The 22,878-nt window shown below is 33.8% G+C and carries 19 protein-coding genes; 15 read left to right on the top strand and 4 right to left on the bottom strand.

The features are described from left to right. Positions 1 to 3: 3 nt before the first annotated feature. A complete protein-coding gene (locus ATE49_RS03125) occupies positions 4 to 585 on the bottom strand; it encodes a riboflavin synthase (RefSeq protein WP_065081059.1) in 582 nt (193 codons plus the stop codon). A gap of 43 nt (positions 586 to 628) precedes the next feature. On the opposite strand from ATE49_RS03125, the gene pdxA reads away from it, so the two are divergent. From pdxA to rocD, 6 genes are all read left to right on the top strand, one after another. After that, positions 629 to 1,717 carry a 4-hydroxythreonine-4-phosphate dehydrogenase PdxA gene (gene pdxA / locus ATE49_RS03120; RefSeq protein WP_059156693.1) on the top strand — a complete coding sequence of 363 codons (1,089 nt, stop codon included), beginning with the start codon at positions 629 to 631 and terminating at the stop codon, positions 1,715 to 1,717. Positions 1,718 to 1,765: 48 nt separating this feature from the next. Further along, positions 1,766 to 2,305, top strand: a complete 540-nt coding sequence (locus tag ATE49_RS03115) for a YceD family protein (protein ID WP_059156692.1) — start codon at positions 1,766 to 1,768, stop codon at positions 2,303 to 2,305. A 38-nt stretch (positions 2,306 to 2,343) separates the two neighbouring features. Further along, the gene (rpmF, locus tag ATE49_RS03110; protein ID WP_034868008.1) at positions 2,344 to 2,547 is read left to right on the top strand and encodes a 50S ribosomal protein L32; all 204 of its coding nucleotides are present in this window, start codon (positions 2,344 to 2,346) and stop codon (positions 2,545 to 2,547) included. A gap of 104 nt (positions 2,548 to 2,651) precedes the next feature. Further along, positions 2,652 to 3,128, top strand: coding sequence for an acetyl-CoA carboxylase biotin carboxyl carrier protein (accB, locus tag ATE49_RS03105; protein ID WP_034868010.1), 477 nt, complete (start codon positions 2,652 to 2,654; stop codon positions 3,126 to 3,128). A gap of 90 nt (positions 3,129 to 3,218) precedes the next feature. Continuing rightward, entirely contained in the window at positions 3,219 to 4,577 is a 1,359-nt protein-coding gene (accC, locus tag ATE49_RS03100; protein WP_059156691.1) for an acetyl-CoA carboxylase biotin carboxylase subunit, read from the top strand. A 180-nt stretch (positions 4,578 to 4,757) separates the two neighbouring features. Beyond that, complete coding sequence (gene rocD / locus ATE49_RS03095) at positions 4,758 to 5,993, top strand: ornithine--oxo-acid transaminase (protein WP_065081058.1); 1,236 nt, start codon at positions 4,758 to 4,760, stop codon at positions 5,991 to 5,993. Here rocD and ATE49_RS03090 read toward each other — a convergent pair. Next, complete coding sequence (locus ATE49_RS03090) at positions 5,990 to 7,078, bottom strand: glycosyltransferase family 4 protein (protein WP_065081057.1); 1,089 nt, start codon at positions 7,076 to 7,078, stop codon at positions 5,990 to 5,992. The genes rocD and ATE49_RS03090 overlap by 4 nt on opposite strands. A 500-nt stretch (positions 7,079 to 7,578) precedes the next feature. On the opposite strand from ATE49_RS03090, the gene ATE49_RS03085 reads away from it, so the two are divergent. Genes ATE49_RS03085 through ATE49_RS03075 form a run of 3 tightly spaced genes read left to right on the top strand, consistent with a single transcriptional unit; the run spans position 7,579 to position 10,204 of the window. Further along, a complete protein-coding gene (locus ATE49_RS03085; RefSeq protein WP_065081056.1) occupies positions 7,579 to 8,376 on the top strand; it encodes a glycosyltransferase family 2 protein in 798 nt (265 codons plus the stop codon). 3 nt (positions 8,377 to 8,379) lie between these two features. Then, a complete protein-coding gene (locus ATE49_RS03080; RefSeq protein ID WP_065081055.1) occupies positions 8,380 to 9,165 on the top strand; it encodes a glycosyltransferase family 2 protein in 786 nt (261 codons plus the stop codon). Positions 9,166 to 9,187: 22 nt separating this feature from the next. Further along, on the top strand, positions 9,188 to 10,204 hold the full coding sequence (locus ATE49_RS03075) for a hypothetical protein (RefSeq protein ID WP_065081054.1): 1,017 nt from the start codon (positions 9,188 to 9,190) through the stop codon (positions 10,202 to 10,204). A 286-nt stretch (positions 10,205 to 10,490) separates the two neighbouring features. On the opposite strand, the gene ATE49_RS03070 is transcribed toward ATE49_RS03075, so the two are convergent. Beyond that, positions 10,491 to 12,557, bottom strand: coding sequence for a glycosyltransferase (locus tag ATE49_RS03070; protein WP_065081053.1), 2,067 nt, complete (start codon positions 12,555 to 12,557; stop codon positions 10,491 to 10,493). Between the two features lie 1,209 nt (positions 12,558 to 13,766). On the opposite strand from ATE49_RS03070, the gene ATE49_RS03065 reads away from it, so the two are divergent. From ATE49_RS03065 to ATE49_RS03040, 6 genes are all read left to right on the top strand, one after another. Beyond that, complete coding sequence (locus ATE49_RS03065) at positions 13,767 to 14,978, top strand: glycosyltransferase family 4 protein (RefSeq protein ID WP_065081052.1); 1,212 nt, start codon at positions 13,767 to 13,769, stop codon at positions 14,976 to 14,978. 68 nt (positions 14,979 to 15,046) lie between these two features. Further along, entirely contained in the window at positions 15,047 to 15,868 is an 822-nt protein-coding gene (locus ATE49_RS03060) for a DUF6492 family protein (protein WP_065081051.1), read from the top strand. After that, positions 15,865 to 16,764, top strand: coding sequence for a glycosyltransferase family 2 protein (locus tag ATE49_RS03055; RefSeq protein WP_140384417.1), 900 nt, complete (start codon positions 15,865 to 15,867; stop codon positions 16,762 to 16,764). The genes ATE49_RS03060 and ATE49_RS03055 overlap by 4 nt, the downstream gene beginning before the upstream one ends. A 285-nt stretch (positions 16,765 to 17,049) precedes the next feature. Beyond that, a complete protein-coding gene (gltX, locus tag ATE49_RS03050; protein ID WP_065081049.1) occupies positions 17,050 to 18,561 on the top strand; it encodes a glutamate--tRNA ligase in 1,512 nt (503 codons plus the stop codon). Positions 18,562 to 18,607: 46 nt separating this feature from the next. Further along, on the top strand, positions 18,608 to 19,564 hold the full coding sequence (locus ATE49_RS03045) for an acetyl-CoA carboxylase carboxyltransferase subunit alpha (protein ID WP_034868033.1): 957 nt from the start codon (positions 18,608 to 18,610) through the stop codon (positions 19,562 to 19,564). A 122-nt stretch (positions 19,565 to 19,686) separates the two neighbouring features. After that, positions 19,687 to 20,733: a hypothetical protein gene (locus tag ATE49_RS03040; RefSeq protein ID WP_065081048.1), complete on the top strand. Its 1,047-nt coding sequence runs from the start codon at positions 19,687 to 19,689 to the stop codon at positions 20,731 to 20,733. Positions 20,734 to 20,762: 29 nt separating this feature from the next. On the opposite strand, the gene ATE49_RS03035 is transcribed toward ATE49_RS03040, so the two are convergent. Further along, positions 20,763 to 22,769, bottom strand: coding sequence for a beta-N-acetylhexosaminidase (locus ATE49_RS03035; protein WP_065081047.1), 2,007 nt, complete (start codon positions 22,767 to 22,769; stop codon positions 20,763 to 20,765). Positions 22,770 to 22,878: the final 109 nt, after the last annotated feature.

Genomic DNA, 22,878 nt, shown 5'->3' with positions numbered 1-22,878 from the left:
ATATTATTTATTCATAAGCTTGGCAACATACTTGCCAATAATATCAAATTCTAAATTCACCTTATCCCCAATATTTAACTGGTGCATATTAGTATGTTCCCACGTATAAGGTATCAACGCTACAGAAAACTGACCTTTCTGGCTGTTTACTACTGTCAGGCTAATACCATTTACAGTAATGGAACCTTTGTTAACTGTTGTAAAATCCCTTTCATCGTATTTAAAGGTAAGCAGATAGCTCCCGTCCTGATTTTCTATAGTATCCAGATAGCCTGTCTGATCAACATGTCCCTGTACAATATGTCCGTCTAAACGACTATTCATAATCATACAACGCTCTAAATTTACCAGATTCCCAACTTTCAGTTCGTCTAAAGCTGTTACATCCAGCGTTTCTTTTATCGCTGTTACAACATACTCACTATCTTTTATCGCTACTACAGTCAGGCAGCAACCGTTATGAGCAACGCTCTGATCTATTTTCAGTTCCCCTGTAAAAGGGCTATTTATTGTAAAGTGAACATTAGCGTCTTCATGAACGATATTTTCTACTTTTCCTATCGCTTCAATTATTCCCGTAAACATTGATTTAAAAATATTAAATTTGTATCTTCAAAGATAGCAAAAAATGAGCGCTAAGCATCATAAAATACGTGTAGGAATCTCTATAGGGGATTTTAACGGCATTGGACCGGAAATCATCATTAAAACATTGAAAGAAAAATCTATACTGGATTTTTTCACTCCGGTTATATTTGGTTCCGGGAAACTATTCTCCTACCAGAAAAACGTTTTCAAAGTCAATCAGAACTACCACCTGATACAACAATTATCGCAGCTAAAGCATGGCGAAATTAATATTCTAAACCTGTGGAAAGACAATGTAAACATTGAATTTGGTAAACCCACTGAAGAATCCACTGCCCTGGCAATTCAGTCTCTGGAAGCAGCAACCGAAGCCCTGATGAAAGGTGAAATTGACGTTCTGGTTACAGCACCTATTAATAAGGATGAAATGCTAAAACAAGGATTTAATTATACAGGACATACTGAATATCTGGAAGCTAAGTTCAAGCAGAAAGCATTGATGTTTATGGTAACCGAAGACTTAAAAGTTGCTGTATCTACACATCATATTCCTGTTGCAGAAGTTGCTTCTAAGATTACCAAAGAAAGAATTGTAAAACAAGTCCGAACACTGGATCAGACATTACGCGAGGATTTCTGTATCCAGAAACCCAAAATTGCTATCTTAGGACTAAACCCACATGCAGGAGATGGCGGCAGCATAGGCCAGGAGGAAATAGAAATTATCACCCCTGCTATCAACAAGTTATTTGATGAAGGAGTTCTGGCTTTTGGACCTTTCCCTGCAGATAGCTTTTTCCAACCTGAAAAGTACAAAGCCTACGATGCTGTTCTGGCCATGTATCATGACCAAGGACTTACTCCATTCAAGACTATTTCCTATGAAGAAGGAGTAAATTATAGTGCTGGTCTTCCTTTTATAAGAACGTCACCTGATCATGGAACGGCTTATGATATTGCAGGAAAAAATATTGCCGATGCACAATCTTTTGAAGAAGCTATTTTTTCCGGAATAAAAATTTTCCAGAACAGAAGAGAATATCAGGAATTACTTCAAAACAAGTTACAGCCGAAGAAAACCTTCGATGCCAACGGAGTAGATGAAGACTTACCTGAAGAAAATGAATAATTTACTTTGTAATCTCAATTATTTAATTTATTTTTGCAAACCATTTTTATGGAGAAAATCAGAAACTACAATATCGCATTTACAGGTTTAAAAAACGGTAAACACGAGTTTATTTTTGATGTAAAACAGGAGTTCTTTAATTTATTTGATACTGAACAAGAGTTTGACAAGGCTGATCTTGAAGTGAAAGCACAGTTAGACAAACACTCAACTTTTTTAGAATTTGAAATTAAAGTTGAAGGAACAGTTCAGTTAACCTGCGACATCAGCAATGAAGAATTTAGTCACCCAATACATAATGATATAAAAGTATTGGTAAAATTCGGAGAAGAATATGACGATAGCAATGAAGAGGTTATTGTAATCCCACAGAATGAATATGAGTTCAATATTTCACAACTTATATTTGAAGCTGTAGTATTAGCAATACCGATGAAGAAACTTTCTCCTAATTTAACAGAAGAAGATTTGGAAGCTCTGGACCAATACAGCCCGAAAGAAGTTGAAGAGGATCAGGCAGAAGAAAATGAAGAAGGTGATATTGATCCAAGATGGGCAGCACTTAATAAATTAAAGGGCAAAAATTAACTAAAACAAGAATTAAAAAATATTAAAAATATCAGACAATGGCACATCCTAAAAGAAGACAGTCTGCTACTAGAAGAGATAAAAGAAGAACTCACTACAAAGCTGTAGCTCCACAGTTAGCTAAAGACGCTACAACTGGAGAACTTCACCTTTATCACAGAGCACACTGGCATGAAGGTAAACTTTACTACAGAGGTAAAGTTGTACTTGAAAAACAAGTTGAAACTACAGAAGAAAACTAATACCCGGTTTTCTCTGAAATTTATACAAAAACCATTCGATTTCTATGAAATTGAATGGTTTTTTGTTGTTATTTCGTATATTTGACCCCTAAAAAACTATTTTTATGGATATTAAAGATATACAGAACCTGATCAGGTTTGTTGCTAAGGCCGGAGTGTCTGAAGTAAAGTATAAAACAAAGGATTTTGAAATCAACATCAAAACTCCAAGCGCTGCTGCAGAAGGTGTTACTTACATCCCTCAACAGCCAGTTTTCCAACAAACAGCTCCTCAGGCTACTGCACCTGTAACATCTGCTCCACAAGCTACAACACCAGCTGCTGATAATGATGACAGCAAATATGTAGCTGTGAAATCTCCGATGATCGGAACTTTCTACAGAAAACCATCTCCGGATAAAGATGTGTTCGTAAATGTAGGTGATACTATCTCTTCAGGAGATACAGTTTGCGTTATCGAAGCAATGAAATTATTCAACCAGATTGAATCAGAAATAAGCGGTAAAATTGTAAAAATCCTTGTTGATGACGCGTCTCCAGTTGAATACGACCAACCTTTATTCTTAGTAGATCCTTCTTAAGGAATTTTAGATTAAAAATTATAAATTTTAGATGCTTTTGTATTTAAAATAATTTAAGATTCAGAATTTAAAATTTAAAATTTCGAAACAATGTTCAAAAAGATATTAATTGCCAATAGAGGTGAGATTGCCATGCGTATTTTGCGTTCTGCAAAAGAAATGGGAATTAAGACTGTTGCTGTATACAGTACAGCAGATAAAGACAGCTTACATGTGCGTTTCGCAGATGAAGCTGTATGCATAGGACCTGCACCAAGTAAAGATTCTTACCTAAAGATTCCTAATATTATTGCTGCAGCAGAAATTACTAATGCAGATGCCATTCACCCTGGTTATGGATTCCTTTCCGAGAATGCTAATTTCTCCAGAATCTGCCAGAAGAACGGTATTAAATTTATCGGAGCTACTCCGGAGCAAATTGAAAAAATGGGAGATAAAGCTACAGCTAAAGCTACAATGAAAGCTGCGGGTATCCCATGTGTTCCAGGATCCGACGGACTTATCGATTCTTATGAGCATGCTGTAAAGATTGCTAAAGAAATTGGTTATCCGGTAATGATTAAAGCTACTGCAGGTGGTGGTGGTAAAGGGATGCGTGCTGTCTGGAAAGAAGAAGACCTTAAAGATCATTGGGATTCTGCAATTCAGGAAGCTGTTGCTGCTTTCGGAAACGGAGGTATGTATATGGAAAAGCTTATTGAAGAGCCTCGCCATATTGAAATTCAGGTTGCTGGAGATCAAAACGGGAGAGCATGTCACCTTTCTGAAAGAGACTGCTCTATCCAGAGAAGAAACCAGAAACTAATTGAGGAAACTCCATCTCCATTCATGACTCCTGAGCTTCGTGAAGAAATGGGTAACGCAGCTGTTAAAGCAGCAGAATACATCGGATATGAAGGTGTTGGGACTATTGAATTCCTTGTAGATAAGCACAGAAATTTCTATTTTATGGAAATGAATACCCGTATTCAGGTAGAGCATCCTATTACAGAGCAGGTAATTGATTATGACCTTATCAGAGAGCAAATCTTACTAGCTGCAGGAACTCCAATTTCCGGTATTAATCACTATCCTAAGCTTCATGCTATAGAGTGTAGAATTAATGCAGAGGATCCATATGCGGATTTCCGTCCTTCTCCAGGTGTTATAAAAGGATTAAATATTCCTGGCGGACACGGCGTAAGAGTAGATACTCATGTTTATTCCGGATATGCAATTCCACCAAACTATGACTCTATGATTGCTAAGCTTATTACAACTGCACAAACGCGTGAAGAAGCTATTGCAAAAATGAGAAGAGCATTAGAGGAGTTTTATATTGAAGGAGTAAAAACGACTATTCCATTCCACAGACAACTTTTGGATAATGAAGACTTCATTGCCGGAAATTATACAACAAAGTTTATGGAGAGCTTTGTAATGGATAAAAATTATGAAAATCACTTCTAAAGTGATATATACATACAAAATAAAGAATGGCAGGAATTAGTTCCTGCCATTTTTGTTTACATCAGAATTAAATACAAAATCTGCTCGATTCACCAAATAATCATGCATTTTATATACTAAAAACCGAATTTGTGAAGGCGAAATAGAAACCGTAAATTCGTCATTCAAACTTTAAATATTATGTCAGAAACTAAAAATTCAGAATATTTCATTGAACTTGAAGAGAAACACGGAGCACACAATTACCACCCATTACCTGTTGTTTTAGACAAAGGAGAAGGTGTATTCGTATGGGATGTAGAAGGCAAAAAATACTATGATTTTCTTTCTGCATATTCTGCTGTTAACCAAGGACACTCTCATCCCAAAATTGTAGAGGCGCTTGTTGATCAGGCAGGCAAATTGGCATTAACTTCAAGAGCCTTTTATAACTCGAAACTGGGAGAATACGAGCAAAAGATAACATCTCTTTTAGGTTTCGACAAAGTTTTACCAATGAACTCCGGAGCCGAAGCTGTTGAAACCGCAGTAAAACTGGCAAGAAAATGGAGCTACGAAGTAAAAGGTATTGCTGAAAATGCTGCGAAAATCATTGTATGTGAAAATAACTTCCACGGAAGAACAACAACTATTGTATCGTTTTCCAATGATCCGGATGCAAATCAAAATTATGGTCCTTTCACTCCTGGTTTTATTCGTATTCCTTATAACGACATTGCTGCATTAGAAGAAGTTCTAAGCAAAGAAGCAGGAAATATTGCAGCTTTTCTTGTTGAGCCTATTCAGGGTGAAGCTGGTGTATATGTTCCTAATGAGGGATTCCTGAAGCAATCATCTGAACTTTGTAAAAAATACAATGTTCTTTTCATAGCAGATGAAGTACAAACAGGAATTGCCAGAACTGGTAAATTAATAGCATGTCACCATGAAAATGTTCAGCCAGACATTCTTATCTTGGGTAAAGCTTTGTCCGGAGGGATGTATCCTGTATCTGCTGTTTTAGCAAACAACAATATTATGGATGTTATCAAGCCTGGGCAGCACGGATCTACTTTTGGAGGAAACCCTCTGGCATGTGCTGTAGCAATGGCAGCTTTGGATGTTGTACAAGACGAGAAATTATCCGAGAGAGCCGAAGAATTGGGGAATCTATTCAGAAGTGAAATTGAAAAACTAATAGAGAAAACTGATCTGATTACTAAAGTAAGAGGAAAAGGATTATTAAATGCCATTCTTATCAATGATACACCGGACAGTTCTACAGCATGGAACTTATGTTTAGCACTTAAAGAAAATGGGTTATTGGCTAAGCCAACTCATGGTAATATTATCCGCCTGGCACCTCCATTAGTAATTACTGAAGAGCAATTACTTGATTGTGTGAAAATTATTGAGAAAACGATTTTGGAGTTTTAATTCAATAGCTCCTGGTACAGGTCAAGATATTTTCGAGCTGTAATCTTATAATCAAATTGTAAAGCCCAGTCAATAATTTGCTGTTGCAAATCTGGCTGGGTTTCATATTTCTCTAACCCCAATTCTATAGTTTTAGCCATATTTTTTGCATCAAAATCATCAAAATAGAAAGCATGTTCTCCTCCAACTTCAGGGAGACATGTTAGCTTCGAAAGAAAAACAGGTCTGCCAAAGTACATAGCTTCAATTGGAGGAATACCAAATCCTTCGGCAAGAGAAGGTTGACACAAGCCTGCACAATTCTCAATAAGGATATTTTTTTCTTCTTCTGTTACATTTCGAAAAATATGTACTCTGTCTTCAAGTTTAAGCCTCTTAATTTCATTATTAATCTTTGCCTCATAATCCTGTTTAGCATCAGATGCTACCAGAACCAGATCGATATCTATATATTCAAGCATTCGAATAATTGCCAACTGATTCTTTTTAGGAAATAAAACACCTATATTAATAATATATTTTTTATCTCGTAGCATTGAGAAGCGCGAGTCATAATCAATTGAATATTTGTTATTTTTATCAGGAAACGCCAAGCCGTTATAGATAGTAGTAACGCCTTTTAACTTTCTCAAATCAAAAAGTTGTTGATTTTGTATAAAATCATTTTTCACAAAATTTGATATGCACACGACATAATCGGCATACCGGAGATTATTATTAACTTTATTAATATACTTTCGTTTTCTTTTTTCATCAAAATTTTCATGTAAGAAATTCAAATCATGAAGTGTTACTATTTTAACCCCAAACTTATGATTTTTATGAAAGTAGGATGAGAATTGGTGGCTTACGTGCACAATTTGATATTGGCGGTTAAAGCGACTCAGAAACTTATGCCAAATCTTTCGTGGAATTACCTTAAAGCCAAACTTATTTCTCGATATCTCTTCTTCTGGTCCAAAAATATCAATTTCTAAATCAGTAGTACGTTCCTTAAGCCCTTTCGCAAGGTTTCTAAAAACAGTTGCAATTCCTGACTTGGGGTAACGAAGTCTTTCAAGATCAATAAGGACTTTTTTCTCCATTTATTACTATTTTCTACGTGGCAAAACAATTACAATTTTAATACATTTATGGTAATTATCAAAAGTTTCTCAATTAACTAATTGTATTAATTCATTTTTTTAGATTTTTAAATACATTGCTATTCAAAATATATCATTACTCTTATAACAAGGTATATATATCTGGATCAATTATATAGAAAAAAATACTCAACAAATTACTCGTTTTTTTGAGAAAAACATTTGAATTAATGTTTTTTTTATTAATTTAAACTTAGAATTCAAAACATACAGTAATAAAACTATATATTACAGAAGAAGTGAAAATCATAAAACCTGTTGAAAATTTCTCTATTTTGGCAATAAATAAATGCTTTTAGATGTTTATAATAAATATATGAAAATAACGCAACCTTTTTTATTTTTTTCATCCTATAAACAAATCATATATTTTATTTGTCATGCGACAAATAAAAAGAATAAATGATAAGTATTTGACAGTACCATAAAAACAAATTTTAGTGAAAATATCCTTAATTTTATCCACTTACAATTGGCCAGAAGCTTTAGATTTATGTTTAAAAAGTATAATGCTTCAGACCATATTTCCGGATGAAATATTAATTGCGGATGACGGCTCTACTTCTTCTACCTTAGAAATTATTCAAAAACATCAAAAAAATTCTACAATCCCTATTCATCATATATGGCATGAAGATAATGGCTTTGAATTAGCCAAGATAAGAAACAAAGCCATAGCCAGGGCTTCAGGCGACTATATTATTCAAATAGACGGAGATCTTATTTTACATTCATTTTTCGTTCAGGATCATATTAAATTTGCAAAGAAAAATTCTTTTGTAAGGGCTAGTCGAATCTATATGAATGAATCTCTTTCTTTAAAAAAATTGACAAAGCAAATTGCCCGAGCAAATCCATTTGAAAAGGGTATTTCTAATTTTTTCAGCTCTGTGCGCATTCCCTTTTTGTGGAAGTATTTCGAAACAAACTATAAAATGCAGGGAGATGAGCGTTGGGAAATACATGGTTGCAATATGGCTTACTGGAAAGATGATGCTATAGCTGTAAATGGATACAACGAAGATTTTAAAGGATGGGGACCTGAAGATAAAGAATTTGTTGCCCGGCTTTTGAACTCCGGAAAGCAAAAACGCTTTCTAAAACTAGGTGGAATTATATTCCACGTTCATCATCCTATTAATAAAAAGGAAAACCTTAAACGCAACGAAGAAATATTTGAGTATGCAAAAAAAAATAATGTCATATACTGTGAAAACGGAATTAATCAATATTTGTAATTTATGAAGGTGGCATTATTAATATCGACCTATAACTGGCCTAAAGCATTAGATTTGGTACTTCAGTCAATAGCTATCCAGACTGTACTCCCTGATGAGATTCTAATTGCTGATGATGGTTCCAGCTATCATACAAAAGAACTTATAGATGAATGGAAAACTAGATTTAGCATTCCTGTAAAGCATTTTTGGCAGGAAGATAAAGGATTTAGAAAGACAATAATCTTAAACAAAGCAGTTGCAGGTACAGATGCTGAATATATTATACAAATAGACGGAGATATTATTTTAAATAAAAAATTTATTGAGGATCATTTACATGAAGCAAGAGAAGGTTTTTTTCTTAATGGCAGCCGCTCTATGATAAATGAAACTAACACTAAAGCTTTACTTAGTGCTGATAAGCTCTGTATAAAAACTATGATTAAAAATGTGAAAAATAAAATCAATGCCACCAGATTTCCATTTGCATCAAAGTTTTTCAGAAAAGATCGTTTAAAATCCAATAATGTTAAAGGATGTAATTTTTCTTTTTGGAAAAATGATTTCATTGAGGTCAATGGATACAATAATGATCTAAATGGCTGGGGACATGAAGATATTGAACTTGCCGCAAGATTTAACAATATAGGAATTAAACAACGCAGGCTAAAGATGAAAGCAGTTTGTTATCATTTATTTCACAAGTATCTTGACAGAAAAAATGAGTCGAAAAACCTGTCATCATATCAACAGGTAGTCACAATGAAAATCATAAAATGTGAAAATGGATTGCAGGAAGTTTTATAATAATAAAATTTTTATCCTTGGAATGCCCAAAAGATATGGGATTTATAAGCTTATTATTAAAAATCTTGAATTACTTGGTTTTACTGTAATCAATATTTGCTTCGATGATGAAAATTTTCAATACAAAAATATTGGAGAAAAAATAGAAAACTTCCTGAGGAAAACATTTTTGAGAGATAAAGATTTTAAACAAAAATTAAAATTTCGCCATCAATATGATAATGTTGAAAAAAAAATTGATTCATTAAAAGATATTAAAGCTCATTATGCTTTAATAATTCGTGCCGATCTTTATCCTAACTCTATTATAAAAAAAATTAAAGCCAAAAGCGAAGCTACATATGCATATCAGTGGGATGGATTAGATATATTCCCCAAAATTAAAGACAAAATTTCTCTTTTTAGCCGCTTTTATGTCTTTGACCCCAAGGATATGGATTATCCTGATACTACAGGAATTACCAATTTTTATTTTGACAATACAATTCTTGGAACTAATACAAAAAATACACCCCGTGATTTATATTTCATAGGTGTATATATTGAAGAGAGAATGGATTTTATCATTAGCTTTCTCGAAAAAATTAATGCATTAAATATAAATGCTCTTATTGAGATATATGCCGATAATATTTCAGCTATTTCTAAAAAGCACCGCCATATTCCTTATATCCAGTATATTTCCGAAAAACAAAGCTTTGAACAAATATCCGAAAAGATGCTTGACTCTAAAGTATTAATTGACTTTGTAAACCCAAAACATAACGGATTATCTTTACGCATATTTGAGGCACTGGGACATAATAAAAAGTTGATCACAACTAATAAAGAGGTGAGAAAATATGAATTTTATGATGAAAGTAATATTCTGATATACGACATTCATACAAATACTGAAGAAATAAAGAAATTCTTTGAAAAAGCATATATACCTCCGGTCAGAGAGATTACGCTTAGATACTCTTTTAAAAACTGGATAGAAAATATTATAAATCCGGCTCCTCTTTCAAAAATTACACTTCCTACAACAGACCGATAATATATTTTGTAAACGAAATTTTTAAAAGCACTCTTATTTACCTCTTACGAATCTGGTTAACCTGATTAACGGAATAGTCTTCAACTTTTGACTCCCATTTATTAAGCACTAAGGATGGAAATTTTCCAAGCTTTATAATTCAGCCCATTAAGAATCTTTACCACTTCATGTTTCGTGGTCTATAATCAACAGCCAAATATATTTCGTTTATTTACTCACAATAATAAACTAATGGCACTACTTTTTTAAATAGTTATAATAAGAATCCAGTTTTGGAAAATATCTTCTAATTTGTTAAATATTTAAACATTTTCACAATACTATCTTTCTGTTTTTGTACTGAAAAATAGGTCAATCCTTTCTCACTATTATTATGCAAGTGATTCCATTTTTCCTTATCCTTATCTAGCAGCAATATATTTTTTGCAAAACCAACCGGATCATTTATATCAACTACTACAGCCGTCTCATCAGATTCCAGTTTCATCCCCTCAACACCAATAGTAGTTGAGATAACAGGAAGTTTATATTCCAATGCCTGACCTATCTTTCCCTTTACACCAGCTCCATAACGTAATGGTGCAACAAAAGCTTTCGACTTTGTAAAATAGTCATCTATATCTTTTTGATACCCTAAAATCTGAAATTTATCAGAATGTAACGCTTGGAGTTCCCCAGGTACATTACCTCCAATAATATAAACCTTTGTATCATTATTAGATTCCCATACTAAAGGCATTATCTCATTATACAAATATATTACTGCATCCACATTAGGTTTATGATTAAATCCGCCGATAAATACCAGTCCTTCTCTATCCTCAAAAGCTTCATGAAATACATTTTCCTTAATTATATGAATATTGCTTACTATAAATATTCTTTCGTCTGGTATACCCGTTCCGGCAATGGTTTTTCTCTCTATATCGCTAATTGCAATAACTGCATCGGCATCTTTAAGGGCTTTTCTTTCTAAGAATTTAACATTATTCTCTTTTTTAAGCTGTTTTGCTGATTTTGAAAAAAAATCTTTCTCCCGTTCGAATCTTAAATAATGTAAATCAACCGTGTCATAAATAACTTTAGCCCCGGAATTCATCCTTTTTATTTCTTTTTCATAGTATTCGAAGCCTTCCGGTCTAAAAATCCAGATAAAATCTACTAAAGGCATAATACCTTCTATTTGCTTCTTTACACGTATTATTTTTTTCCTAGAAGTCGGAAAATCTCTCAATACTTCAACCCCCATTTGCTCAAAAAACTTAATATAAGTCGCATCACTTTCAGTATTAAGATTTTTAACCAATAAATAAACTTTACAAGACTTGTTAATCAGAATTTTTATAATCTCAGTAAATCTATTAGCCCCTGAGTCCTGATCATATTTCGGAAGATATTCTTCTACCACTAATACTGTTTCTGAATAACCTTTATTATCATTAAAGTACTCTTTATTTCCCCTCACAATAAATTGCTCAGAAGTGATGTTTTCACCCCATCTATCCCAAAAAAACCTGTGATTTTTTTTCAATAATTCCTGTTTATTTTCGGATTTTTGCTGGTAGCTAACATCCTCATAATGTATAATTTCAGATTGAGGCTGATAGTATATGGTAAGTTTTTGATTTTCAACAAACCTCATGCAAAGATCTGTTTCTTCATAATATGCAGATGAAAAATCAGGATCTAACAGGTTTAAGTTTCCAGTTATATCTTTCTTTCTGAAAATTAAGCTGCTCCCGGAGCAATAATCAACTTTTCGTAAAAAATTAAATCCGGGGCTATGAACAGACTGTGAGGCACCTCTATTTACCCCCACCTCATTGTTAAACAATAAACATCCTGCTCCCTGCAATTTACCGTCCGCATAAATCAATTTTGAACCAACGGCCCCTGCATCTTTATGTCGTTCAAAAACATTTAATAATGAAGATAAATATCCGTTCAGAACTTTTGTATGATTATTGAGCAGATAAACAAATTCTCCAAGTGCTTCATTAATACCTTCATTCACGCATCTTAGAAATCCTAAGTTTTCAGAATTGTTGAAAATTTTTAATCCTGGTATTTTACTTAATACTTCTAATGAATTATCCGTGCTTTTATCATTAATTATTAATATCTCTAAAGGAACATTATCCTCAGCAGTCATAATAGAATATAGACAATTCAGTGTATACCTTAACTGGTTATGAACAGGGATAATAATTGTTACTTTAGGGTCTGCCTCTTCTTTAAACTCTATTTTCTTAATTAGATCATCTATTGTATATAAATCTGCTTTAATCTCTAAATAGGATTTCTTTAATTTAAGATCTTTTTTATATGATCTGATTAACTTTTTAATACTCATTTCAATCTTTCAAAACAGATCAAAGTAACAATAAAAAACTATTCATTCCAAACAAAAAATCATACTATAACGATCTCAAAAAATCAGTTATATCGATTTTCATAAGAATTACAGACCTTTTATTTCATTTTTTTTAAAAATGATTTTTTCACAAAATTTTCTTTTAGAAAGTGATCAATTATAGTATTCTACTGCGGTTCATTTCCCCAATAGTTTCTCCCCCCATATAATCTGCAGTCATCAATGCAGATTATTCATTCAGTCGTATTGAGGCAATCCATTTCTTCTATAAATCTTCTTATAATATCATCTGCACATAACGCTAGTGTCCAATGTTAATTGCAGACTATCCAAATGCCGTTTAAAGGTTACGGTCAATCCTGCATTCCGCATATATGTCATTCATCTATTCTGACATTATGATATATTTTTCTTTTCTTCTACAACCACATCAGTTTTTTTGTTTTTAGAAGATAGCGCAGGCAGCCTCCACTCCGTAATAAATAGTTTTGTTTTCGTTTATTCAGACAAGCTAAATAATTTTTATTTTAGCCAAAATAATGAAAAAATAGCGCAACCTTTTTTCATCAAACTCATCCTATTTAATGAGATTCGAATCTCCGTAAGAAGAAGAGAACAAAAAATAAAACGAATTAATGAAAATTTGCGTCATAAGCTTTGATTATTGGTATTACGATCGATATATAGTGGATTTTTTCCAATAAAGGAGTTGACGCTCACCATATAAATATTGAAGCACCGACACATACAAACTTCAAAGACAAGGATATCAATGCTTTTAGCAAAGTACTTCCGAAAAAATCTGAAATATGAAAAACACCAGAATTTTATTATTACGATAAAAAAAGACTTGGGCAGATAAGTATACTGGATAAAAAGAACAGATTCCAGAAACATGATTAAATCCTGCTAAAATGGTGCTGCAATTCTGACCAGAAAAGACTTTTCCTTCAGAGCTTTTGAAAGTCTCGGATATAGAAAAAACTGATAACTACTAATGTAATGGTACATAATTATTATTTTTACCATCCTAATAATATTAATATGTTGGTAATAGACAGTGAGGATATGAATGTTAGTGAAATTAAAAGATTTCTCGAATTACCTTATGTGGATAATTTCTCAAAACATTATAAATAAGTATAATGTAAAAGAGTTTCACAAAGAAAATATTTAAATTATAATGCCATGGGGATTAAAAGAAAAATAAAGAATTATATCTATATAAAGAGAAACTATCCATTATCAGAAAAAACAATTATTTCTGATGAGAACAAAAAAAATGTACTTATTGTAGACAGCCAAATCCCTACATTTGACAAAGACTCAGCTTCTAATCGAATTACAGAAATTGCAAAGTTTTTAGCAAAGCATTACAATGTTTACCTGATGGATTGGAAGAAATCGATTCCCAAAACCGAGTCAAAGAAATATATTAAAAACCTAAACGATCATAATGTAACCGTTTATACCCCATATATCGGGAAGTATGGTGTTATGAAAGGGAAAAAACACTTTATCAAAAACTTACTTCCAAAGTTAGATTTTGTATGGTGTCACAGACCTGAGCTTTTTGAATATTATCTGGATTTTTTGAGAAAAGAAGCCCCACGAGCCAAGATAATTTATGATATGGTTGATATTCACTATCTCAGACTGGAAAGAGGCCTGGAGATTAAATATGATGAGAAGAGAGCGAAAGAATTAATTCATTACAAACATATAGAAACTGAACTGTGTAAAAAAGCAAATAAAATTGCTGTAATCAGTACGAAAGAGAAAGAGTTTATGACTTCTTTCGTAGATGAATCAAAATTATTTACAGTAAGTAACGTTCATAATTTAAAAGTAAAACCTGAGGAAATGCCATCTTTCGAAAAGCGGAACGGAATATTCTTTATTGGCACATTCTTACATGATCCCAATGTAGATGCTGTAGAAATATTATATCATAAGATCATGCCTTTAGTATGGAAAGTCTTACCTGATTTAAAAATAACCATTATCGGTTCGGAAGCCCCTTTGTCTATTTCTAAAATGAATTCTGAAAATTTCGAAGTTGTAGGTTATGTCGAAAATATTATTCCGTATTATGAACAGTGCTTTGCCTCAGTATCTCCTCTACGGTTTGGCGCAGGGGTAAAGGGAAAGATAGGTCAAGCTTTAGAATATACTCTCCCTGTTCTAACTACTGATATCGGAGCAGAAGGTATGTTTTTAGAAAACGGAATAACCGCTTTAATCTCAGAAAATGAAGATTATCAAAAATTTGCTGATAATATTATTGAAATATGTACGAATGAATCAACATGGAATACTCTGCACAATAATTCTGAAAAAGCAATCTATCCATTTTCTATAGAAGCTCAGAAAGAAGAGATTTTTCAGTTATTACAATAATAAGATTATAATCACCTTAGATTATTTAACCTTTACAATAAATTTAAGAGCATTGTAAAATTTTAGAAATGCATAAATTAATATTATTTATCAAAAGTTTTCGCCGGGATTTTGATCCGGTAAAAAAACTAATTGCATCTATTGAACTATATAACAGGGATCATTTACCTGTTTATCTTTCCGTAAATGATTCTGACTTTGATTATTTTGCAGATAATCTCAATCACAAGAATATCAATCTTATTAAAGACAGTGATATTTTTGAATACCCAGATAATGATGGTTGGAGATATCAACAGATTATAAAGTCTAATGTGTATCGCCTGGGGATTTGTGAAAACTATCTTTGCATTGACTCAGATTCTGAATTTATTCGCGATTTCTATTATTCGGATTTCATGTATAACGATAATACTCCTTACACCATTATGCATGAGTCAAAAGGTTTTCTGGAAACAATGGAAAATATAGGACTGGATTCAGAAAAAATATTTTTTAAAGAAGCACTCCGCTTTACGCGTCCTCTATTCGGAAACACTGGAAAAGAATGGGACTACGGTCCTTCACCCTATCTGTGGAATTGTAATGTGTGGAAGCATTTCAATGAGGTATTTCTAGGAGAGCAAAATCTTAGTTTTATTGATTTCTTTAATAAGATAGATGAAAATACTCCTCCTTCAGAATGTGTTATTTATGGAGAGTATTTATTTAAAACAAAACTGATTGAAATCTTACCCATAGAAGGCTTTTTTAAAGTTTATCACCATAAAGAGCAATATTTACTGGAAAAGAAGTTTCATAATATTCATAAATTGAAAAAAAATTATTTGGGTGTTATCTTTCAAAGTAATTGGCAACAAAAAAAGAAAAAATTCCTGTTCTTCAAATGAAAATATCAATAGTTACAGCATACTACAACCGAAAGAAATTATTTGAAAATACACTTTCAAGTATTTCCCGTCAATTAAGTACCACATCTTTTAATCTGGAAGTTATTGCTGTAGATGACGGAAGTGATGAAAATGAAAGACTGGAAGATTTAACGGAGAAATATCCATTCTTAAAGGTTATCAGATTAGAAAAGGAAGATAAGTGGTATTTTAATTCCTGCATTCCATTTAACATTGGCTTTAAAGAAGCAAAAGGAGATATTATAATATTGCAAAATCCGGAATGCCTTCATTATGGTAACATTATAAATTTTGTGCAGAATCATCTTAATGATAATAACTACTTAAGTTTTGCCTGTTTCTCTCTAGGAATCGAGAGTACTCATAATTTGGATACATTGCTTCAACATCCTGAAAAAATTCAGACATTAATGGATGATAATAATGTTGGATATATTGGAGACGGGCTGGATTGCTGGTACAATCATTCTGTTACAAACCCTAAAGGTTACCATTTCTGTTCGGCTATTACAAGGAAAAACCTATATGACTTAGGTGGTTTCGATGAAAGATTTGCAAGAGGCATCGCTTTTGATGATAATGAGTTTTTATACAGAGTTCATTTAAAAGGATTAGAGGTAAAAATCATTGACAGTCCTATTGTGCTTCACCAGAATCATTATTCAAAAATATCTTATACTACCGACAGAAATTTGCTGGATGACGAAACTTATCAAAAAAGATTGAAGTTAGCTGAAAGAAACAGGGTTTTATATGAGCTAGTAACACGATCCGAGAAACCATGGAGAGCTAATTACTTTCATGAAAATGAAGAGCATAAAATAAAACGAAATTTTATAGAGAAGTTAAAATATAAAATCAAAAAAAGACTTTAAGTCTGGATAAGGCTTTATGCATTGTATGATCTGTAAATTGTTTAAATAAAAAAGATAAAGCTGATTATGAGCTTTATCTTTTTTATTTCATAAGAATATTTGGATGCTACCTTATTCGTCTTTTATCCATTCAGCACCATGATGCTTTTCTATAAAAAATCTTATTAGATAAATGTATTATCTTTCCACTATCGTCTATGAACCTCAATCTGTATAAATGAAATATTATAATCAAAAGCTGATAACCGTATAATTTTAAGTAAATTTGCACCAAATTTTTTTTACATGGAAAAAGTACGGGTACGTTTTGCTCCCAGCCCAACCGGGCCTTTACATTTGGGAGGTGTACGTACAGCATTATATGACTATCTGTTCGCAAAACACAATGGTGGTGATTTCATCCTGAGAATTGAAGATACTGACACCCAGCGTTATGTTCCGGGTTCCGAAGAGTACATTATGGAAGCTCTGGAATGGATTGGTATGGTTCCGGATGAAAGTCCAAAACATGGTGGTCCTTATGCTCCGTATCGTCAGTCAGAACGCAGAGATATCTATGACCGATATACAGAACAAATCCTGAAAACGGATTATGCTTATCTTGCTTTTGACACACCAGAAGAATTGGATCAGATTCGTGCGGAATTTGAAGCTAGAGGTGATGTTTTTGCCTATAACTACGAAACCCGTAACAGACTAAGAAATAGTATTTCTCTTCCTGAAGAAGAAGTAAAAAAACTTTTGGAAGAAAAAACGCCATATGTCATCCGTTTCAAAATGCCATTGGACAGAATCATTAATCTTAATGATATCATCCGTGGGAAGTTTAGCGTAAATACCAATACCCTGGATGATAAAGTTCTGGTAAAAAATGACGGAATGCCAACTTATCATTTCGCAAATATCATCGACGATCACGAGATGAAAATTACGCATGTTATCCGTGGTGAAGAATGGCTGCCATCTATGGCACTTCACGTATTATTATATGAAGCAATGGGTTGGGATGCACCGGAGTTCGCTCATCTTTCACTTATCCTGAAACCTGAAGGAAAAGGTAAGCTAAGCAAAAGAGATGGTGATAAATTCGGTTTCCCTGTATTCCCGCTTAATTTTACCGATTCTGCTACAGGAAACACCTCTGCAGGTTACCGTGAAGAAGGTTATTTACCGGAAGCCTTCATCAATATGGTTGCCATGTTGGGATGGTCTCCTGCTGACAATAAAGAAATTGTGAGTATGGATGAGATGATTAAAGAATTCGATCTTAATAAAGTTCATAAGGCAGGGGCAAGATTCAGTGCAGAAAAAGCAAAATGGTTCAATCAGCAATATCTGCAACTGATGTCTAATGAAGCTATCCTTCCGGAATTCAAAAAAGTTTTGGCAGAAAATAATATTGAAGTTTCTGATGAAAAAGCTTTAAAAATAATTGGTCTGATGAAAGAAAGAGCAACCTTTGTTAAAGATATCTATAATGACGGTAAATTCTTTTTCCACGCACCGGAATCTTTTGATGAAAAGGCTTCGAAAAAAGCATGGTCTCCGGAAACAGCTGTATTAATGCAGGAGTTAATCGGGGCTATTTCATCTGTAGATTTTAAGGCCGATGTTATTAAGGAAAGTATTCACCAATTAGCAGAAGCCAAAGGATTGGGTATGGGAAAAGTAATGATGCCTCTGCGTCTTTCTTTAGTTGGAGAACTTAAAGGACCAGATGTACCGGATCTTATGGAAATGATCGGAAAAGAAGAGACTATTTCCAGAATAACTAAAGCAATTGAAACTTTAAAATAGGGATTCCATAAAAAATCCTTAAATTTGAGACCTTGAATTCATACGAATGGAATATTTAGAATTTGAAAAGCCGATTGAAGAGCTTATGGAGCAATACGACAAATGCTCTTTGGTAGGTGAAGAAAGTGGTATCGATGTAAAATTGGCATGCAGCCAGTTAGAAGATAAAATTATTGCTGAAAAGAAAAATATCTACGGCAAGCTTACACCATGGCAGAAAGTTCAGCTTTCCCGCCATCCAAACAGGCCTTATGCTTTAGACTTCATTAATGGAGTTGCAGATAAAGGCAGTTTCTTAGAACTTCATGGAGACCGTAATTTTGCTGACGATCCTGCAATGGTAGGCGGAATTATCACAATAGAAGGGCAAAGTGTAATGATTATCGGAACCCAGAAAGGGAGAACGACAAAAGAAAGACAGCATCGTCGTTTCGGTATGTCTAACCCGGAAGGATACCGTAAAGCACTGCGTTTGATGAAGCTTGCAGAGAAATTTAACATCCCTATTGTTACTCTTATTGATACTCCGGGAGCATATCCGGGTCTTGAAGCCGAAGAACGTGGGCAAGGAGAAGCTATTGCAAGAAACATCTATGAAATGTGTCGTATGACTGTTCCTATTATCACGATTGTAATCGGTGAAGGAGCTAGTGGAGGTGCATTAGGTATTGGTGTAGGGAACAAAGTTTACATGATGGAGAATAGCTGGTATTCTGTAATTTCCCCTGAAAACTGTTCTACAATTTTATGGAGAAGCTGGGAGTACAAAGAAGTTGCTGCTGAAGCAATGAAACTGACTGCTCCTGATATGCTAAAAGAGAAATTAATCGATGGTATTATCGAAGAACCTCTTGGCGGTGCTCATTACGAGCCGGAAGTTGCTTTCCAGAATGTAAAAAGTACTATCCTGAGCAACATTAAATCTTTGAAGAAATTTAACGGTAAAGAATTAATGGAACAAAGACAGGAGAAATTTATCAATATGGGTAAATTCAAAGGATAAATCTAAATTCCTTAAAAATATACAAAGCCACTCAGTTGAGTGGCTTTTCTTATTGATAAAATAACAATTCTTAGACAAGGCATTCAAATATTTTTTATATTTAGATTAAAGTACATAATGTAATGAAAGATGTAAGGATTGCTTTTAGAAAACCCATATTTCCTGTTTCCGAGGCTTTACAGCAATATCTGGAGAAACACAACAGAACTACAAAAATTCAGTTTCTGTATGAAGATCTTTTACGGTTTAGTGACAGTATAAGTATTCTGGATAAAGAAGGCAAGGACACTCTATGGCTGGGCGTATTCTATCCTGAACATGAATTTCAGGAAATAGAAGCCAATCTGAATAAAATATATACTCTACTCCATTCGGACGGAGACGAGGCGACCTTACCTTATCTAAAGGTAGATACAATAGACTTCTGTACTTTTGGCAACTCCAAACCTTTTCGGATTCGGGTAAGAAATATTCTGAATGACAATTACACTAACTTCTATATCAAACAGGCCGATGCCTCGCGGATATACGGATTAGAACTGGAGGATTTACTCTCCCCAAACAGAATTAACTTTCTTATTCATAAAAATACTCTGATTGAGGAACATATTTTGGGAATTCCGGGTGATGTATTTATTAAGAAACATCTGTCTAATTGCACAGAACTTGAAAAGGCTCAGATATCCAAGGAATTTGTGAAATTCAATGAACGCTGTCTTATCGGCCTTTTAGGAGATATGCGATCCTATAATTATGTGATTATTCCTGTACACGATTTCGATCAGGTAATATACAGAATCCGCCCTATAGATTTTGACCAGCAGACCTATGAAGGAAATCTGAAAGTATATCTGCCTCAGTATTTCAAAGAAAACAGTATCATGGTGAATATGGTTCTGGAGAAACTGAAACCTAATTCTATAGAACAATACCGCAAAGAAGTACGTTCACAGATCGTAAAAAGAGTTACCAGTAGCCAAAACAGATTCGATGAGCTGATTTCGATTATGAAAAAAGAGGATCTTGCACCGGAAGCTAATGTCAAGGAACTTAAAACAGCATTACAAAAACTGACTTACGATGTAAATTTCAAATATTGTAAAACAATGGGCGATATTATCGAAACCGGGATAAAATTTGTACTCCGAAATTATAAAAAATCATATTAAAAAGCCTGAGAGATTCTCAGGCTTTTATATTAATTAGCTTCAACAGCTGTAAATGGTTTGTAAGGACTAAGATTAAATGTAAAATTTCCATTAGAATCTGTTCCCCCTGCTCCACGGACTTTTGCTTTTACCATATATTTCGCTTTAGAATTATACCAGTCTATCTTAAAATTATAATAGAATGGTTTTATTTTGTTCGTCCCTCTGAAAGTATCTGCTAATGAATGATGCAGGTCTTCTGATATTACTTTACCATCCTCCAGTAGCTGCACTCCATCGATTTCTAAAAAGTTTTTCCCGGAGGTATAGAAAAAACCGGCAACAATCCTTCCGTTTGTATAAACTTTAGGAGTAACATCAAACGATAGATCAGCAAACTCTTCTTTAATATCGTTTTGAGTCCATTTCCCGCTTATATATCCTCCCGTTTTATAATAATCGACCCTCAACTCGTCTAATCTTTTTTCACCTGTTAAAAGACGCTTTTTAAAGTCCTCAAAATTTTTGTTGGCAGGTAATGTCCATCCTGTTTCCGCAATGGCTAATAAACGCGGAAAAACATGCACATTCATATCTTTAGTTTCCTGTGTCAATGCCGACCAAAGATTCCCCTGAATACCCAATACAAATTTTTCTTCTTCCTTAGTTAGACCAGCAGACGGATCATAAGCATAAATCCTGTCTATTGAATTAATATTACTATACGCCAGATCACTTGGAGTTCCGTCATTTCTATCCGCCTGTGTAATATCTAAATAAACATGTGAATAGGGTGTTGCTACAGCTTTAAATCCATGACTTGCGGCATCTTTTATAGCTTCTTCTCCCAACCAGCTCATAATAGCTGTTTCTTTAGGCAAACCTTTATCATCCGCCAATACATCGTTCCAGCCAATAGGCTTTTTGCCCAACTTTTTGATAATACCTGAAACACGCTGAACAAAATAACTCTGCAGTTGTTTTACATTTCCAATCTGGTGTGCCTTCATAAACTCTTGTACATGCGGTTCTTTCTCCCACAGTACATGTCTGACTTCATCTCCACCAAAATGAATATACTCACCCGGAAACAATGCTGCTATTTCTGTAAAAACATTTTGCAAGAAGGTATATACTTCCTCTTTAGAAGGATCCAAGGTATTCGGTGTGAACTGATTTCCCCAATACCCCCATGAAGAAACAAAAGGAAACACAAAATATGGGTAACTGTTTTTATTAACACCCAGCTGTGGATAAGCTAATATTGTAGGCCACGAGTGCCCCGGAACATCAATCTCCGGAACAATTGTTATTTTACGCTCCCTGGCATAAGCTACAACTTCCTTTATCTGCTCCTGAGTATAAAATCCACTTCTTTCTGCCGGCTGATTTTCTGTTATGTGAAATATCGTTGCCTGCTCGGAAGTTAGTTTAGGATATTTTTTAATTTCAATACGCCATCCCTGATCATCCGTTAGATGCCAGTGAAAAGTATTCATCTTATAAAGTGCCATCAGATCTAAATACTTTTTTATAACATCCACTCCATAAAACGTACGGCTGACATCCTTCATATATCCCCGCCAGTCATATCTTGGATAATCTGTAATTGCTAAAGCCGGGACTGTCCAATTCTGTGCGTCCTTTTTATCTGAACTTTCTACAGAGACAGGCAGCAACTGTCTAAGTGTTTGCGTAGCGTAAAAAAGGCCGTTTCCATTTTTTGCTTTTACTACAATATTTTTATCAGATACATCCAATGTATAGCCATCCTGATTGGGCAAGTTCAGTTTTGTATCCAACTGGAAAACTATTGTATTTTCTTTTCCGTTTTTTACAGGCAAAGCATATCCCGAAGCTTTTCTCAGCTGGGTTAGAAATAGCTGAACATCTTTTTCGGACGCTCCTTTCAACTGTATTCCTGTATTTTGATCAATTACAAACTTTCCGGTCTTTTGGTGCAGCAGCTGGGGTTTAGGAATTACAGAAATTTCCTGACTATAAAAAGTACATACTGTACCTACCAGCAGACAGAGCTGAATGAAAACATTTCTCATTATAAATTAAGGAATTATGATTATTAGTTATCGTAAAGATATTCATATTTCCGGAATAATATTCAAACAAAAAAGCCAGCTGCACAGCTGGCTTTTATTTATTGTATTA

It is taken from the genome of Elizabethkingia miricola (assembly GCF_001675285.1).
Classification (GTDB): Bacteria; Bacteroidota; Bacteroidia; order Flavobacteriales; family Weeksellaceae; genus Elizabethkingia; species Elizabethkingia miricola.
Note: the sequence above shows the minus strand (reverse complement) of the source record. Positions and strands in the feature narration are given on the sequence as shown.